Raw genomic sequence first — 15,504 nt, 5'->3', positions numbered from 1 at the left:
AGCAGCGCGATTCACTTTTATACTAAATAAATTTTACGCCTACCATTCAACAAAAAAGAGCAGCTCAGCTGCTCTTTTTTACTTAACGGAAGAATAACACCTTGGTTATTTTGCCATTCTCAATTTGGTAACTGGTCACAAACTCAGAACGTTTATCCACTACATTGGGGTCTTGTGAGCAAGTTTCTGATAACTCGTGATCAATAACAATGTTGCCAAGCACAATGCGTTTTATAGGCGATGACTTAATACACTTCAATTTTTTAAACATAATGCCGTAACGCGCAATCAGTTTTTCCTTGCCTGTGAACATTAACTCATTAGGAAACGCATAAAACTCAACATTCTCATCGTACATTTTAATAAATGCTTCAATATTACGCGCATTATAAGCCGCTATCACTTGTTCAATAACCGCCATAGACTCGCGAGATTGACGCGCTTTCTCTTGCTGTTTAGCCGTTAACGCTTCTTTAGCTTGGTTAACTGCTTTTTCGGCCTCTGCGACAGCTTCTTGCTTTGCTTGTGCTGTTTTTGGTTTTTCTGCTGGTACTGGCGTTTGTGTACCAAGCACTTTGCTGTCATCAACCTGAGCTGCTGCTTTTTGTTCTTCAGCAACGACTTTAGGTTGCGCTGTTTCTGTTGTTACAGGCTCTTGCGGGTTATTAACGGCTTGCTCTGTTGTCGTTTGTTGGTCTGTCTTTAAGGCGCGGGTGTCTGTGTGGGTTGCTGTTGTGTTGCCTTCAATAAATTCTATGGCTGGCACTGATTTTTCTGTTTTTTGCTCGCTTTTCGTTTCTTGTTCAGCTTTTGTTTGTGGCTCGGCTTTTTGGGCAGTTTCGTCACTTGCAATAGACTGCCATGTGAATAATAAACTAATTGCAAAAAATAACGGTTTCATACTTTTCCTAAATGCATCATTCCTGATTTGAGGCGCTAAAGTAGCAAATTCTCGCTGTTAGGCATAGTCTTTTACCAATACTGCTCAACGGTTATCTGCCCAGGCTCGCGGCGACGGTTGCGACTAAAGCCAAGCTCTAACAAAATTGCCGTGGTGTCTTTTACCATTTCGGGGTTACCGCAAATCATAAATTGAGCCGTGTCTGGATTAACGTGTTTGCCAGTGACCTCAAATAAACGATGATCTTTTATAACGTCAGTGATCCGGCCATTAAACCCGACTGATGCTGACTCCCTGCTGACTACGGGCGAATAGTGAAGATTAGGGTTTTGCTTTTGCAAGGCGGCAATACGCTGTTGATAGCTTAGGTCTTCGTTTAAACGCACACCATGCACTAAATGCACGTGCTCAAACTTTTGCCACACATCGCCTTGCTCTAAAATTGAAATAAATGGCCCAAGCGCGGTGCCTGTACTAAGCATATACAGTTGCTCGCTACTCGGTACTTCGTCCAGTGTAAAAAAGCCCGTAGCGCGGCGTTCAATGGTCACCGAATCCCCCGGTTTTAATTGCGCTAACTGCTGAGACAGTTGACCGTCTTCAACATTTATTAAATAAAACTCAAGATCAGGGTTGTCTGGTGCATTCACATACGAATAAGCGCGTGCTACCCGTTTATCACCCACTTGCATCGCTAATTTAGTAAACTGGCCCGCTGTAAATGGCTCGACATCTGCATTCACTATTAGGCTAAATAGCGAGTCGGTCCACCATTTTACGTCTTTAACCTTCGCTTCAATCCAATTAGACATACGCATCCTCGAGTTATGTTCCTTTATTAAAGGTGGCAAGAATTGGTAGTGGTGTCAATGGGCATAGTAAGAAGTTTTAAAATACGCGATACGAAAAAGATAATACACGTTAATAGGCTAGGCAAACTCGCTACGACCGTTTCGCAGCTGACTAGTTTTTGTTGATTATTTGCTGGCTATCCCTTTTAAATTAATACATTACACACGCATAAAAAAAGCCGCATAAATGCGGCTTTGAGGTTAGTCTCACTTCACTTTGGGCGTGTCTCCAAATTTCAGTGAATACGTTACCAAGGAACTTTTTTAATGTAATTAAATTGATTCTAAAGCAATTTTAACCATTTCGTTAAAGGTGCTTTGACGCTCTTCACTCGGCGTTGCTTCTCCGGTGATCACGTGATCACTTACGGTAAATAGTGCCATAGCTTTTGCGCCATACTCGGCTGCTACGCCGTACATGCCTGCTGTTTCCATATCAACGGCGAGTACGCCTAGTTTGTCGAGCTCTTGATAGAATGTGTTATCTGCTTGGTAGAATGTATCTGTTGTGAATACATTACCTACTTTTGCTTCGATACCTAGCTCTTTCGCAGCGTTTACGCCATTAAGTAGTAAACCAAAATCAGCAATAGCGGCAAAATCGTAACCACGCACACGTGCACGATTTACGTTTGAGTCAGTGCTTGCACCTTGTGCAAAGATAACGTCGCGAATTTTAATATCGCTACCAATACCGCCACAGGTACCAATTCGAATTAGATTTTTAACGCCATAACTAACAATCAATTCACGGGCATAAATTGACATCGATGGAATACCCATCCCAGAACCCATAATACTCACTGGCTTACCTTTGTAGGTACCGGTAAAGCCATACATATTACGAACGCCTGTTACTTGTTTTGCGTCATCTAAAAAGTTTTCAGCAATGTACTGTGCGCGCAGTGGATCACCCGGCATTAATACCGTTTCTGCAAATTCGCCTACATTGGCACTGATATGAGGAGTACTCATTATTGGTTTCCTTTTTTGTTCGCTAATAGCTCATCTTTAAAGCCATCACCGTATTCAAGTGCAGGCAGATTAAACCACTGGGCAAGGGTTTGACCTATGTCTGCAAAGCTAGCTCTTTCACCAAGCGGGGTGTTTGTCATTCCCGGTTGGTAGGCAAGTACTGGCACATATTCACGTGTGTGGTCAGTACCCGCTGCGGTTGGATCACAACCGTGATCAGCGGTAATGATAAGTACATCATCACTCTGTAGCTGATTTAAAATAGTCGGTAAGTAATCATCAAACTCTTTTAATGCTGTGGCATAACCCACTGCATTACGGCGATGACCGTACTTTTCATCAAAATCAACTAGGTTTGTAAAAATCAAACTATGGTCCGGAGCCGATGCTATCACCTCTGAGGTTTTCTCAAGTAGGTTCATCAGGCCCGGCGCTTTGTGTTTTTGGGTAATGCCTTGGTGTGCATAGATATCGGCAATTTTACCAATACTGATCACTTCACCGCCGTCTTGCGATAATTTATCAAGCAAGGTTGGCGACGGTGGTAACACTGAATAATCACGACGATTACCTGTGCGGGCAAAATCATCGCGGTTAGAACCCAAAAATGGCCGCGCAATCACTCTTCCTATGTTCATTTCATCAAGCAGCGCCCGTGCGATTTCGCAAACCTGATAAAGTTTCTCCAGTCCAAATGATTCTTCGTGCGCGGCTATTTGAAACACGCTATCAACTGAGGTGTAGCAAATCGGCATGCCGGTTTTCATATGCTCTTCACCCAGTTGTTCTAAAATGGTGGTTCCTGAGGCATAACAGTTACCTAAAATGCCAGGAATACCCGAACGAGCAATTAGCTCGTCAACAAATTCTTGCGGAAAACACGGCTGTGTATTAGGGAAATAACCCCAATCAAATAACACAGGAACGCCCGCCATTTCCCAATGGCCAGACGGTGTATCTTTACCGCTTGATAACTCTTTAGCATAACCCCACGCACCTGTTGGCGCTTGACGGTCACTGACTAAACAAGGCTCTTTACCTGCAGCTTCACATGCATCGGCTAACCCTAAACGCGTTAAATTAGGCAACGCTAAATGCTCACCCGTTTCGTCTGCATAGGCTTTCAATAGATGAGCAAAGGTATTCGCGCCTACATCACCAAACTTCTCTGCGTCAGGTGCTGCGCCAATTCCTAGGCTATCTGCCATTAAGATGATTGCTCTTGCCATGGGTACCTCGTTATCAATGTGTGAATACTTTATATGCTCTTTGAATTTTTGGTACAGGACATAAGTCCTGTTTCATTAAACGGAAACATTATAAATTTGCGTCCTTAAGCGAAGCAAAAGAGATTAATCGTGTCTTTTTTGCTATTGTGATCTACCTAACAATGTTTCCTTCTGTGTGGGCGAGAACTTTAGTGACACGAACAATTATAGCTATTGCTGGCGCATCTGCGTCGGGCAAGTCTCTTTTTAGCAAGACAATTTATAACGAATTAGTCAGTGAGCTTGAACCGGGCGCGATCGCAGTGATCGAAGAAGATGCTTATTACAAGGACCAGTCGCATTTACCGTTCGACCATCGAACGCAAACTAATTACGACCATCCTGATGCTTTCGAGCATGAACTTTTACATGAGCACTTGCTTCAATTACGCGCTGGTAACTCTGTAGAAGTACCTACTTACGATTATGCAATGCATACACGCAGTGATGAAACACGTCGTGTTGCACCTGCAAAAGTGCTCATAGTCGAAGGTATTTTATTATTGAGTGATCCGGCACTTCGAAAAGAATTTGATATTAAGGTGTTCATTGATACACCGTTAGATATCTGCCTTATGCGCCGTATGCAACGAGATATGGAGCAGCGTGGCAGAACATTACAGTCCGTTGTTGAACAATATCAAGCGACAGTGCGACCTATGTTTTATCAGTTTATTGAGCCATCAAAGCACAAGGCTGATTTAGTGGTCACACGCGGCGGTATGAATCGCGTTGCGATTGATATAATTAAAAGTAAAATAAAATATTTACTGCAACAATAACAACGGGAAACAGTCAGTATGACAACATTTATGAGCTTAGTAGGCATTGTTGTGCTACTAGCCATTGCATTTGCGGCATCAACAAACCGTAAAGCAATAAATTTAAGAACAGTCGGCATTGCCTTCTTGCTACAAGTATTAATTGGTGGCTTTGTCTTGTTCTTTGAGGTGGGTAAAAACGTACTGGCAAGTATGTCTAAAGCCGTTTCTTCAGTCATTGGCTATGCAAATGACGGGATCAGCTTTTTATTTGGCTCACTCGCATCGCAAGATACCTTAGGGTTTATTTTTGCGATTCAAGTATTGCCCGTTATTGTGTTCTTCTCAGCGCTGGTCGCTGTGTTGTACCACATAGGGGTGATGGATTGGATAATTAAAATTCTTGGCGGTGGTTTACAAAAACTATTGAAAACCTCGCGTCCAGAATCGCTTTCTGCAACCGCCAATATTTTCGTTGGCCAAACAGAGGCACCACTGATTGTTAAACCGTTTATTGCCAGTATGACTAAGTCAGAACTGTTTGCAGTAATGGTGGGTGGCCTAGCAACCGTAGCAGGTTCTGTTATGGCGGGTTATGTGACAATTGGTGTAGAGCTCAAATACTTAATTGCGGCCAGCTTTATGGCTGCACCGGGTGGTTTCTTAATGGCAAAAATGATTGTGCCAGAGACTGAGACCCCTAAAGAAGATTTAGCCGATTTAGACGTGCAAGAAGAAAAGCCCGTTAATGTCATCGATGCTGCGGCGTCAGGTGCCGCAAACGGGATGCATTTAGCGCTCAATGTGGGTGCAATGTTACTTGCTTTTGTGGCGCTTATTGCACTTCTAAATGGTTTATTAGGCGGTATTGGTGGTTGGTTTGATCACCCAACATTAACGCTACAAGAAATTTTAGGTTATGTATTTGCCCCAGTTGCCTGGTTATTAGGTGTACCGTGGAGCGAAGCTGTAATCGCAGGCAGTTTTATAGGTCAAAAGGTTGTAGTTAACGAATTCGTTGCTTACCTCGACTTTATAAATTATCGCGATACGTTAAGTGCGCACACACAAGCGATTGTCACATTCGCGTTATGTGGGTTTGCTAACTTATCATCGATAGCAATTTTACTAGGTGGATTAGGCGGTATGGCGCCTGGTCGGCGAAAGGATATCGCACGCTTAGGGCTCAGAGCAGTGTTAGCAGGATCTATGGCTAACCTAATGAGCGCAGCAATTGCAGGTTTTTTCCTCTCGCTAGCTTAGAAACTTAATGAGATGAGCCGTAGTTGCAAAACAATAGGATAGGACTTTAAGGGGTTAAAGGTCTATCTGACTTGAACGATACTTCACCAAGGGCCGAAAGGCCCTTTTATCGTTTTTATGTGCTAATATTTATTTACTAAGTCTTTTTAAGTACATAAATGAAATCTTCTCTACTTATATCTTTATTCTTATGTATGAGTTGGTCTGTATTCGCCGCACCATCACTCACGGTCGTGACTGAGCTCTCTCCTCCTAATCAAACGCTCATCAATAATCAGGTTACGGGCGTAAGCACTGAGTTAGTGAAAGCTATTTTTGACAAAGCTGACTTGCAAGCAAATATTGAACTTTACCCTTGGGCACGTGCCTTTAATATGGCGCAAAAAAAACCTAATACCTTTATTTACAGCATTGCAAAAACGCCTGAGCGATTAAATCAATTTGAATGGATTGGTGAAGTAGCGACGTACCATATGGGATTTGTTAAACTGACCTCCCGTAAAGACATTAAAATCAGCTCAAACGAACAAGCAAAACGCTATAAAATAGCGGTACAACGTGATGATCTTGCTGCGAAGCAATTGACCGAGCGTGACTATATTCTGGTCTATACGACGGATATTACAAAGTCGTATCAGTTATTAATTTCGGGTAAAGTTGATTTAATTATCGATGATAAAAACTATCTTAATGCGATGGCCGATCAACTGGCACAGGATGAGTCACGTTTTACCTTTGTTCATGCTATCGATTTTTTAAGCATAAATGGCTATTTAGCTGCCAATAAACACACCAACCCACGCTACATAATGGCCATAAAAGCCGCATTCAATGAAGTATCAAAAACACAACGGTATAAAGAAATAATGATGCTTAACAAACAACATTAATTATTGGGTGGGGCGTACTTAGCAATATATTTATCAAGTAGCCCTTGGCGACTTAACTTGTTGTAGCTCGCTTGCAAACGCTCAACAAACTCTTGAGGCATGTTTTTGTTAAGCGCCAAAAAGTTACCCACGGTTTCATTTAGTGGCAACTCAATAAGTTTTACCACTTCTTTTCCAACATAACCATATTGCGTAAGCTGGTAATGAAATGACAACTCAGAGCCAATTATTAAGTCGAGTTTATTTTTGAAAAAGAGGTTGATGCACTCATAATGATGGCCGAATTTGAGTAAGTTTTTATTATTTTCGAAGCCAATACTTTCGACAAATTTTTCGTAAATGCCATCTCGTACAACACCTAAGGTGTAGTCTTTCACTTCTGATAAGTCACGGGGATTAACATGGGTATTCGATTTTAAGCGGTAAAAGTAATTACGCGATGATGCCAATGGCCCAACCCACTTAAACAATGCTTCACGCTCGCTAATACGCGCAGCTGATATAAGCCCAGACATAGGATGCTGCTGTGCTAAATGGTAGGATCTTGCCCAGGGTAACAGTTCGAAGTGACACTCAATGCCTGCATCAATGCACATTGCACTTACAAACTCGAGATTAATGCCTTCTAAGTGCCCTTTATTAGAAAAGTTATATGGCGGAAACTGCTCAGTGTAGATCGTGAGCGTTTGTTTTGCTAACGCGACAGGGGCAAAACATAGGCATACTAATATTAAATATTTTAAAATAGCTAATGCACTCAGATAAAATTACTGCATTAAATATAGGAATATTCATCATGCCAGTCAATTTTTAGGCATTAAAAAAGCAAGCCGTAGCTTGCTTCTTTTTAACTTTTACTTTTCAGTAAAAATTATAACGGAGTGATGTTATCCGCTTGAGGACCTTTTTGACCTTGTGAAAGAGTGAACTCTACACGTTGGCCTTCAGCTAAAGTTTTGAAACCGTCGCTTTTGATAGCGCTGAAGTGTGCAAACACGTCTGGGCCATTTTCTTGCTCGATGAAACCAAAACCTTTAGACTCGTTAAACCACTTAACTGTACCTGATACGATGTTAGACATAGTATTATTCCTGATATTAAAAAATTAAAAATGCCCATGTGGGCGGGTGTAGCAAAAAATGAGATGGTACTTAAAAACTTCAGGACGGTACTACAAGTATTACTTATACAACAACGAAATAAAGATTTATTAATTACACGCTTTCTTTCTAGCTGACGCCCACTATATAGAGTTAAAGCGATAAGTCAAACACTATCGACAATTAAAATTCAAATTCAAGCGCTAAACGAAAGCTGTGGTCTTTACCCGATTGACTTAATTCACTTATAAAGCCGGCTTCCCATTTAAGCTGGTGTTTAGGGCTAAAGCGGTGCAAACCGATAAAACCAGGTCCTACACCAAAAAAGTCTTCACCCGAATACACCTCTATCGATGGCTGAAACTCAGCGCGATAACGATAACGGTATTGTAAGCGGAACTCGGTTTCCCATTCACTTTCTATGTCTGCGCCCCACTCGTACACTAAAAATGCATTCATGGTTAAGCTTGTACGACCAAATTCTTTTTCCCATAAAAAGCCTGTCGTGGCCTCGTAAGCATCAATTGTATGTTGTTTTTCAAGCTCGAATAAGGCGCCCCAGTCAGCCCATAACCGCCCTTGCTCAACAAGCTGCCAGCGCAGTTCAACCTCATAAGACGCTAAACCGAAATCGCCATTATCGTCTCTTTCGCCAACCATATACCCCTCAAGGCTCATGGTATCGTTAATGGCTCCGCCAAAACCTGCACGCTGAGCAAGTACGTTGCCTTGGTCGGTTTGCCTTGAAACGAGCCGCCATTCAACCTCACGCTCAAACGGCATAACATAGGGGTGATATACTTTATCAACCACCATGCCATCGGCGTGCGCAACATGCGCCATACTTGCCAATAACAAGCAACTAAAGCTAATAATTAAGAACCGCATACAGGCTCCTTAGTGTGTTTAACGTTTAAAACACGGGCGAGGACTAAAAATACAATTGTGGCAATTGCATAAACCCATAGCGCCGTTTTACTGGGCGTTGCTTCGTAGCCTAACAACGCTTTTAACACCCGACCCAGCTCGGAGTTTTCAACCACAAACCCGCGCCAGTCTAAATAGTTTGATGTTATATCGAGTACGTCGATTTGACTCGCTAAATCAAGCAATATGAGTAATTTCGCCGTCGCATTTAATGCCAATAACACTATTAATGGCTGGTATCCTGCATGCCTGACAATGCTCTCGAGTAAAAAAAACAACAGCACGCCAAAGCTAATGCAAATACCGCCCCCTAAAAAGGTCCCTAATAGTAGTGGTTCGGCCGCGTCTTTACTGTGCCAAAAGCTCACCAAATAAATCATGTAGTGACTTAAATACAACGCCATAGTCGCTACTAATGCCACTGCTGCTGCCATTTTACTGTGCCGACAGCTTAGTAACGCGGCAACAAATATCACCACACACAGTAGCATTTGAATAAACTCTAAACCTCGGTGCTGAAACAGCTGACTGACCCACGCCGCAGCTTGAACAAACAGTAAACTAACCGCAATACCTACCATGCTGTGTATCAGTACTTGTCGTTGGCTAAGGGGCACAATCAAACTTAATAAAACGGCTAAAATTACCACTGGCAACAACTGATTTATGCTCATTAATAAACTAGTTATCAGCATTTTTATCCTCCGTCGCAATCACGGTGCCGCGTGCAGTATTAGGCGAAAATTCACCGAAAAAATCGTAGCGGCCGGGGCTTAGCGGGCCAATATAAATAACGCTTGTGCGGCCTGGGTAAAGTACTTTTTCGCGGTTTAGATCAAAACTATCGAACTCTTCTGGGGTGTTATCTTGATTGTCGATCAGTAAACGTAGTTTTTTGTTTGCCGGCACTTTAATTTCGGCGGGATAAAATAAATGATCTTTTAATATGAGTGTGTACTCTTTGCCATAAGCGAGCCAAGAAGGCAGGCACAACATCATAGTGAACGCAAAAATCCATTTATTCACTCCTGTCTCCTTGTATAAAGGACACGCTCACACGTAAGCCACCTAAGTGACTATCGGCAAGCGCAATATCAGCGTTATAAATCGATACAATGTGTTCAACAATCGCCATACCAAGCCCTGCCCCTTGCTCTCCTGATGGGTGTTTATCGCCGCCCACCCGATAAAAACGGTTAAAAATACGCTGTTTTTGGGCTTCATCAATACCGGGGCCTGAATCATCAATTTGCCAGATATACCGACTATTGTCGGTTTTCAGGGTAATGCTCAGTTCTCCCTGAGCGGGGGTGTATTTTATGGCGTTACTGAGTAAGTTGCCAAATAAAGTGACGAGCGTAAATTCGTCTCCGTCGATGATAAAATCATCTCCTTCTATGCTAATTGTGTGCTCTTTTTCATCAATACGGTCATAAAGTTGCGACACCACTTGCTGGCTAATTTCTAGCACTGAAATGGGGCTAAATTGCGCCTGCCATTGCTCGGGGTAAGTTCGCCCTAAAATCAACATTTGCTCAACAATGTTACTGAGTTTATCGAGCCCTTTTTCCATCGCATCAAGTTCAATATTATCACCCCCTTGGGCAAGTAAATTATGTACATTGATTTTTAAACTACTGAGTGGAGTTCGCAGTTCATGGGCTGCATCTGAAGCAAAAAAACGCTCCCGTAAATAGGCACTCTCAACACGCTTAAACAAGTCGTTTAAGCGGTTAATAACCGGTTTAATTTCTTGCTCTGGGGTTTGCCAAGGTATTGCGGTAAAGTCATTTGCTTGGCGATGCTGAAGCTGATTAGAAAGACGTGTTAGCGGTGCAAGCCCTTGTTTTACAAAGACACTAATTAGAACAGCCAAAATGGGCACACTCCACAGCAATGGGGTCATTGCTGACAGAATAACGGTTTCGGTGAGCGCTACGCGCTTACTTAACGGCTCTGCAATTAATACCCGCTTATTAGCTTCGCTTAAACGGTAAACCTTGACCCGTTGCCCCGCTAAGTTTTCGACACTAAAACCTGGCTGCCATTGGCTTTGATTAATAGGGTTATTGTGCAATGACGTTGAACTTGAGACCACTTTGTCATCAACCCAAACCTGAAACAACAGCTGGGGCAAATCAGTGCTATATGTGGGTGTTTCTTTGCTTAGCGGTTGTTCAATTAGCACATGTGCAAGCGTCACCAACTCATTATCGAGTAATGCTTCAGCCTGATTCATACTTTCGCGGTAACCTTTGGTGAAAGCCAAAAAGCAGGTCAAAATCACCATTGAGAGTATTAATAAGGTGAGTCGCTTACGAATTGACACTAGCGTTTACCCACCACATAGCCGATACCACGCAGGGTTTTAATAAATTCCTTAGGGAATTTTTTACGCAAATGATGAATGTGCACTTCGATGGTGTTTGAACCTACTTCTTCACCCCATTCGTAGAGTTTACTTTCTAACTGCTGTTTGGACTGCACCCGACCTTGGTTTTCTAACAAGGCTTTAAGCAACATAAACTCTTTGCGGGGTAAATTGACAGGCTCGCCTTGATAACGCACGGTAAAAGCTGCGGTATCCATTGCGACGTCGCCCACTTGCAGTATACTCGTTTGCGCTTGCGTTAAACGCCGGCTTGCCACTCTAAGGCGAGCAAATAACTCGGCTGGATCAAACGGTTTAGCCAAATAATCATCAGCACCTAAATCAAGCCCCATCACTTTATCATCAATGCTGCCACGGGCTGTTAAAATCACCACAGGAAGCTGTTTACGATTCTTTTTTATGTGCTTTAGAATATCGATGCCATCACCATCTGGTAGCCCTAAATCAAGAACTACCAGTTCAATTTCATCGCTTTGCAACCATTGCATCGCAGACTTAACGGTCGCACTGTGTTCAACACTATAACCTTGTTGACGTAAAGAACGACACAGGCCTTCTGCGACTAAATGGTCGTCTTCAACGAGCAATAAATGCATGAGTTATCTCTTTAATTTTTTCTCGACCTTCGCCAATAATTGCGTGATTTCTTGTTGGCGATAAAGATCTGCTTTTACTCTATCAGGGCGCGCAGGCGCTTGCTGAGCAACCAGTAAAAATTCTTTCGCTGATTTGTATTTATGCTCATCATATAAAAACGCGGCATATAAATAGTTGCTGTCGATGCCACGAGGATTTAGCTCAAGCGCCTGTTTAAATAGTTTTTTCGCTTCATCATCGTCACCAAAACCGATGGGCCAACCGGGTACTTTTCCGTATAAGGTTGCTAGGCTTGTGTATGCCGAGCCATCAAGTGCATTTGGGTCAAGTTTGAGTGCTTTTTCAAATTGCGCCTTAGCATCTTTAGCCAGACCTAACGCCCCTAGCCCGCCTTTTGCACCTGCATAGCTCGATAACACAATGCCGTACCAAATATGGCTTGCCGCTTGTGCGTCATTTGCTTTTGTAAATTCAGCCGTTTCACTGGCCAGCTTTTCAAACGCATTTAACTGTGCATCATCAACTAATTCGTAATTAACCACTGCCCACTGCTTTTGCACCGAGCTTAAATCACTATTAAAGTCGGCTTTTGCTGGGGCTGCCATAATAACGCCTAACATCATCAGGGCTTTTAAATTTAGTTTAGTCATAATCGTTCACCTTAATCAATTTAGTTCGCAAAAAAACTTTTTATTTTAGGAAGTTGTTTTGCAATTGCGTTATCAACTAGTGATGGAAATGCACCGTTAATACGGGCAAATAATGTTTCAGGGAAGCCGATAAAGCGGCGACGTTTTTTTGATTTAATTAACTCAACCAATGCATCAGCTACTTTTTCTGGCGGATCCATCGTGTTACCAAGTTCTTTATTCATTGCGCGTACTTGTGGCGAGTTAATGGCGGTGTCGGTTGCACGAGGTGCTAAATACAACACCTTAACCTCGCTGTGGCTCAGCTCTCTAGCAAGTGCTTCTGTCATACCTCGCAGGCCAAATTTACTGGCACAGTACACCGTTTGATACGGATACCCGATACTTCCAAACGACGAACCTATGTTGACGATGGTGCCTTTATTGCGAGTAATTTGGGGCAAAAACAGCTGGCATAATTTAATCGGTACAGTGAGATTAATATTCAATAGATGATCTATTTGCTGCTCACTCATTTCACTAAAGCCTTGCATAACGTTCACACCCGCATTGTTTATAAGTAAACTTGCCCCCCCTATTTGCTTCGCAAATTTAGCGAGCTCATCGCGCGATTCACTGTTATGTAGGTCGGCCTGAAAATATTCAGCGTCGTTGCCACATTCTAATTGCAGTGCAGCAAGTTGCTTAATGTTGCGCCCTACCAACACCACACGCCAGCCTTCTTTTGCAAGACGAAGCGCAATAGCACGACCAATGCCCCCCGTTGCACCGGTTAGTACACAAACGGGGCTACTCATGCGCTTTGCTCCAAATCTGACTCACGAAAGAAAGGCTCGGTATCAAGATCACGGAAAATATTGCCGTAAAGTTTATAAAAGCATTTAGCAGCGTGGATAATGGCGTGTTGATCGTCTTCGTTATCGATTTGATTCATTAAACTTTCGAAGAACTTCACATGTTCAATATCAAGTGCACCGTGTGACGTAAGGTAAGTAAACGCCTTTTTAGGTAAACCAATGACGTCACGAATTTGCCCTGCTGCGTTATCTGCCAAGGCAATTGAAGTGCCTTCGAGCACATGCACCATGCCAAAAAATGCCACTGGATTACCACGATTTATTAAATCGTACGCGTATGACACCATCAGCTCTGTTGAAAACTGCGGACGCGAATTGCGTACCCGCTCTTTATCAAAACCGCAGGCAGCAATATCGTTTAACACCCACTCTTGATGGCCCAACTCTTCTTCGATGTATTCTGCAACGGCTTCACGTAGCCACTCTTGTTTATCGCTGAGCTTTGCACCCAGCGCCATTAAAAGCGGTACGGTGTGCTTAACATGGTGATACGCTTGCGATAAAAACGACGCATATTCTGCAAGGTTTACCTCACCTTTAAACACACGACCAATGATTGGTGCTGCTAATAGGTAATCACGCTCTTTTTGTGTTTCGGCTTGTAATGTATTGAAAAATTGACTCATGTTCGTCGCCTCTTGATAGAATGCTGAAATCTCGCTAGCAAAAAATGAGTTAATCACCTCGCGCTTAGGGCGATTATTGCTCGTTAATAAACCTTGTGTGTGGCTCATTGGCTCTGCCAAACGGTGCCATTTTAGGATGTGTGCGTACTCAGGCAGCTGCGCGTTTTGGGCAGCAACATGCGCGGCAAGTTCATCATCAGTCATTGCTGGGTTGGCAAATATTAGCGCCGATAAAAACGCGCGGCCTTCACCAACAACGACCGCTTGCTGTACATGACTGTGACTAAGTAATAACGACTCAGGCCACTCAGCGCTGATATTGCGGCCAACGCTCGTGATTAGCTGGTTTTTTAAGCGTCCCTGGACCACTATGCGACCCTCGTGCTCAGCGACCAAGTCGCCTGTTGCATACCAATCATCGCTCTTATGTGCCGCTTGCCCTAAGTAACCTAAAAATAATGAGCCTTTAATAAACAGTTGGTTGTTTTCAATTTTGTATTGAATGTGATTGAGCGCGCGCCCCGCCGTTTCAATATCATCATCAGCTGGGGTATTTAAGCTCACCACCGATGAAGACTCAGATAAGCCATAACCCTGATAAACCGGTAAGCCATATTCACGGGCTTGCTTGATCAGTTTGCTACTCACCACAGCTCCCCCCACAGCAATAAATTGTAAGCTAGTCGGGACTTGCCATCCCTGCTTTGCAAAGGCCACTAAGCAGCTGAGAAGTTCTGGCACTAAAATGAGGGTATTAGGCTCAGTGCGCTCTATTGCAGCAATGAGTTTTTGCGGTTCACGTAACTGAGCACCCGAAAAACCAAGTTCACCCAATGGCACTACATTAACACTCCCACCCGCTAACAAAGGCGCATATACACCGGCTAAGTTCTCAAGAAGTACAGGTAAAGGTAAAAGACACAGATGGTTTGGTTTTTCTAAACCAATACGTTTATAAAGTGACGTTGCTACCTTGATTTGGCTTTCAAGCGATAAACACACCCCTTTTGGCGTACCTGTTGAGCCCGACGTAAAGGTTATTTTTTGCGTATTTTCGAAATATGTAATCGGCTGTGTATCAGATAACTGATATACATATAAAGGGTAGCGTTTACATACGTCAACCAAGGCCACTAATGTTGCATTTTCGCCTTCGAAAACACGGTCACATACGAACAACTTAGCCCCACTATTTTCTAGACTCAGCGCAATTTGCTGTGCGGTAAAAAACGTTGGAAGCGGAATTGCGACTCTTTCAAGTTCAGTAATTGCGGCTTCAAGCACACACCATGCAGGCGTGTTATCAAGTTGGAAAGCAACGCCTTGGCCTGAAAATTCAGCCAATGTTGGTAATAAACGCGCGACCTCTTCAAGAAAGCCATGCTTAGTTAAAGAACGCACACCATCAGGGTGCTGGCACATCAATAAAACGTCGCTATCGCGGTG

At 43.1% G+C, this 15,504-nt stretch carries 17 protein-coding genes and 1 pseudogene; 3 read left to right on the top strand and 15 right to left on the bottom strand.

Annotated elements, in window-relative coordinates:
* Positions 1-82: 82 nt before the first annotated feature.
* The 4 genes from H3302_RS17120 to H3302_RS17105 all read right to left on the bottom strand — a co-directional run bounded on the left by H3302_RS17120 (position 83) and on the right by H3302_RS17105 (position 3,956).
* On the bottom strand, positions 83-901 hold the full coding sequence (locus H3302_RS17120; RefSeq protein WP_036972522.1) for a nuclear transport factor 2 family protein: 819 nt from the start codon (positions 899-901) through the stop codon (positions 83-85).
* Between the two features lie 71 nt (positions 902-972).
* On the bottom strand, positions 973-1,713 hold the full coding sequence (locus H3302_RS17115) for a ferredoxin--NADP reductase (protein WP_036972964.1): 741 nt from the start codon (positions 1,711-1,713) through the stop codon (positions 973-975).
* Between the two features lie 312 nt (positions 1,714-2,025).
* Entirely contained in the window at positions 2,026-2,727 is a 702-nt protein-coding gene (gene deoD, locus H3302_RS17110) for a purine-nucleoside phosphorylase (RefSeq protein WP_036972525.1), read from the bottom strand.
* Positions 2,727-3,956 carry a phosphopentomutase gene (locus H3302_RS17105; RefSeq protein ID WP_036972526.1) on the bottom strand — a complete coding sequence of 410 codons (1,230 nt, stop codon included), beginning with the start codon at positions 3,954-3,956 and terminating at the stop codon, positions 2,727-2,729. Before H3302_RS17105 ends, deoD begins: the two co-directional genes overlap by 1 nt.
* A gap of 191 nt (positions 3,957-4,147) precedes the next feature.
* On the opposite strand from H3302_RS17105, the gene udk reads away from it, so the two are divergent.
* The 3 genes from udk to H3302_RS17090 all read left to right on the top strand — a co-directional run bounded on the left by udk (position 4,148) and on the right by H3302_RS17090 (position 6,909).
* Positions 4,148-4,777, top strand: coding sequence for a uridine kinase (gene udk / locus H3302_RS17100; protein WP_036972527.1), 630 nt, complete (start codon positions 4,148-4,150; stop codon positions 4,775-4,777).
* An 18-nt stretch (positions 4,778-4,795) separates the two neighbouring features.
* Positions 4,796-6,019: a NupC/NupG family nucleoside CNT transporter gene (locus tag H3302_RS17095; RefSeq protein WP_075593388.1), complete on the top strand. Its 1,224-nt coding sequence runs from the start codon at positions 4,796-4,798 to the stop codon at positions 6,017-6,019.
* 158 nt (positions 6,020-6,177) lie between these two features.
* Positions 6,178-6,909: an ABC transporter substrate-binding protein gene (locus H3302_RS17090; RefSeq protein WP_182396674.1), complete on the top strand. Its 732-nt coding sequence runs from the start codon at positions 6,178-6,180 to the stop codon at positions 6,907-6,909.
* Here the strand turns inward: H3302_RS17090 and H3302_RS17085 are convergent.
* The 11 genes and pseudogenes from H3302_RS17085 to H3302_RS17040 all read right to left on the bottom strand — a co-directional run.
* Complete coding sequence (locus H3302_RS17085) at positions 6,906-7,529, bottom strand: ABC transporter substrate-binding protein (RefSeq protein WP_244887017.1); 624 nt, start codon at positions 7,527-7,529, stop codon at positions 6,906-6,908. The genes H3302_RS17090 and H3302_RS17085 overlap by 4 nt on opposite strands.
* A 251-nt stretch (positions 7,530-7,780) precedes the next feature.
* Positions 7,781-7,990, bottom strand: a complete 210-nt coding sequence (locus H3302_RS17080) for a cold-shock protein (protein WP_036972536.1) — start codon at positions 7,988-7,990, stop codon at positions 7,781-7,783.
* A gap of 202 nt (positions 7,991-8,192) precedes the next feature.
* Positions 8,193-8,897, bottom strand: a complete 705-nt coding sequence (locus H3302_RS17075; RefSeq protein WP_036972537.1) for a hypothetical protein — start codon at positions 8,895-8,897, stop codon at positions 8,193-8,195.
* Positions 8,885-9,631: an iron transporter gene (locus H3302_RS17070; protein ID WP_182396673.1), complete on the bottom strand. Its 747-nt coding sequence runs from the start codon at positions 9,629-9,631 to the stop codon at positions 8,885-8,887. The genes H3302_RS17075 and H3302_RS17070 overlap by 13 nt, the downstream gene beginning before the upstream one ends.
* Positions 9,618-9,935 carry a cupredoxin domain-containing protein gene (locus tag H3302_RS17065; RefSeq protein WP_118845288.1) on the bottom strand — a complete coding sequence of 106 codons (318 nt, stop codon included), beginning with the start codon at positions 9,933-9,935 and terminating at the stop codon, positions 9,618-9,620. Before H3302_RS17065 ends, H3302_RS17070 begins: the two co-directional genes overlap by 14 nt.
* Before the next feature lie 19 nt (positions 9,936-9,954).
* Entirely contained in the window at positions 9,955-11,265 is a 1,311-nt protein-coding gene (locus tag H3302_RS17060; RefSeq protein ID WP_036972542.1) for an ATP-binding protein, read from the bottom strand.
* Positions 11,265-11,924 carry a response regulator transcription factor gene (locus H3302_RS17055; protein WP_182396672.1) on the bottom strand — a complete coding sequence of 220 codons (660 nt, stop codon included), beginning with the start codon at positions 11,922-11,924 and terminating at the stop codon, positions 11,265-11,267. The genes H3302_RS17060 and H3302_RS17055 overlap by 1 nt, the downstream gene beginning before the upstream one ends.
* 3 nt (positions 11,925-11,927) lie before the next feature.
* The gene (locus tag H3302_RS17050; RefSeq protein ID WP_036972546.1) at positions 11,928-12,575 is read right to left on the bottom strand and encodes a hypothetical protein; all 648 of its coding nucleotides are present in this window, start codon (positions 12,573-12,575) and stop codon (positions 11,928-11,930) included.
* A 20-nt stretch (positions 12,576-12,595) separates the two neighbouring features.
* Complete coding sequence (locus H3302_RS17045) at positions 12,596-13,372, bottom strand: SDR family oxidoreductase (protein ID WP_036972548.1); 777 nt, start codon at positions 13,370-13,372, stop codon at positions 12,596-12,598.
* The gene (locus H3302_RS19845; RefSeq protein ID WP_199524833.1) at positions 13,369-14,058 is read right to left on the bottom strand and encodes a TenA family transcriptional regulator; all 690 of its coding nucleotides are present in this window, start codon (positions 14,056-14,058) and stop codon (positions 13,369-13,371) included. Before H3302_RS19845 ends, H3302_RS17045 begins: the two co-directional genes overlap by 4 nt.
* A gap of 540 nt (positions 14,059-14,598) precedes the next feature.
* Positions 14,599-15,480, bottom strand: a pseudogene (locus H3302_RS17040) (AMP-binding protein); the annotation flags it as partial.
* Positions 15,481-15,504 lie beyond the last annotated feature (24 nt).

The sequence above is a fragment of the Pseudoalteromonas sp. MT33b genome (assembly GCF_014117385.1).
GTDB lineage: Bacteria > Pseudomonadota > Gammaproteobacteria > Enterobacterales > Alteromonadaceae > Pseudoalteromonas > Pseudoalteromonas lipolytica.
The sequence above is the reverse complement of the archived record's forward strand: the minus strand, read 5'-3'. Positions and strand labels throughout refer to the sequence as shown.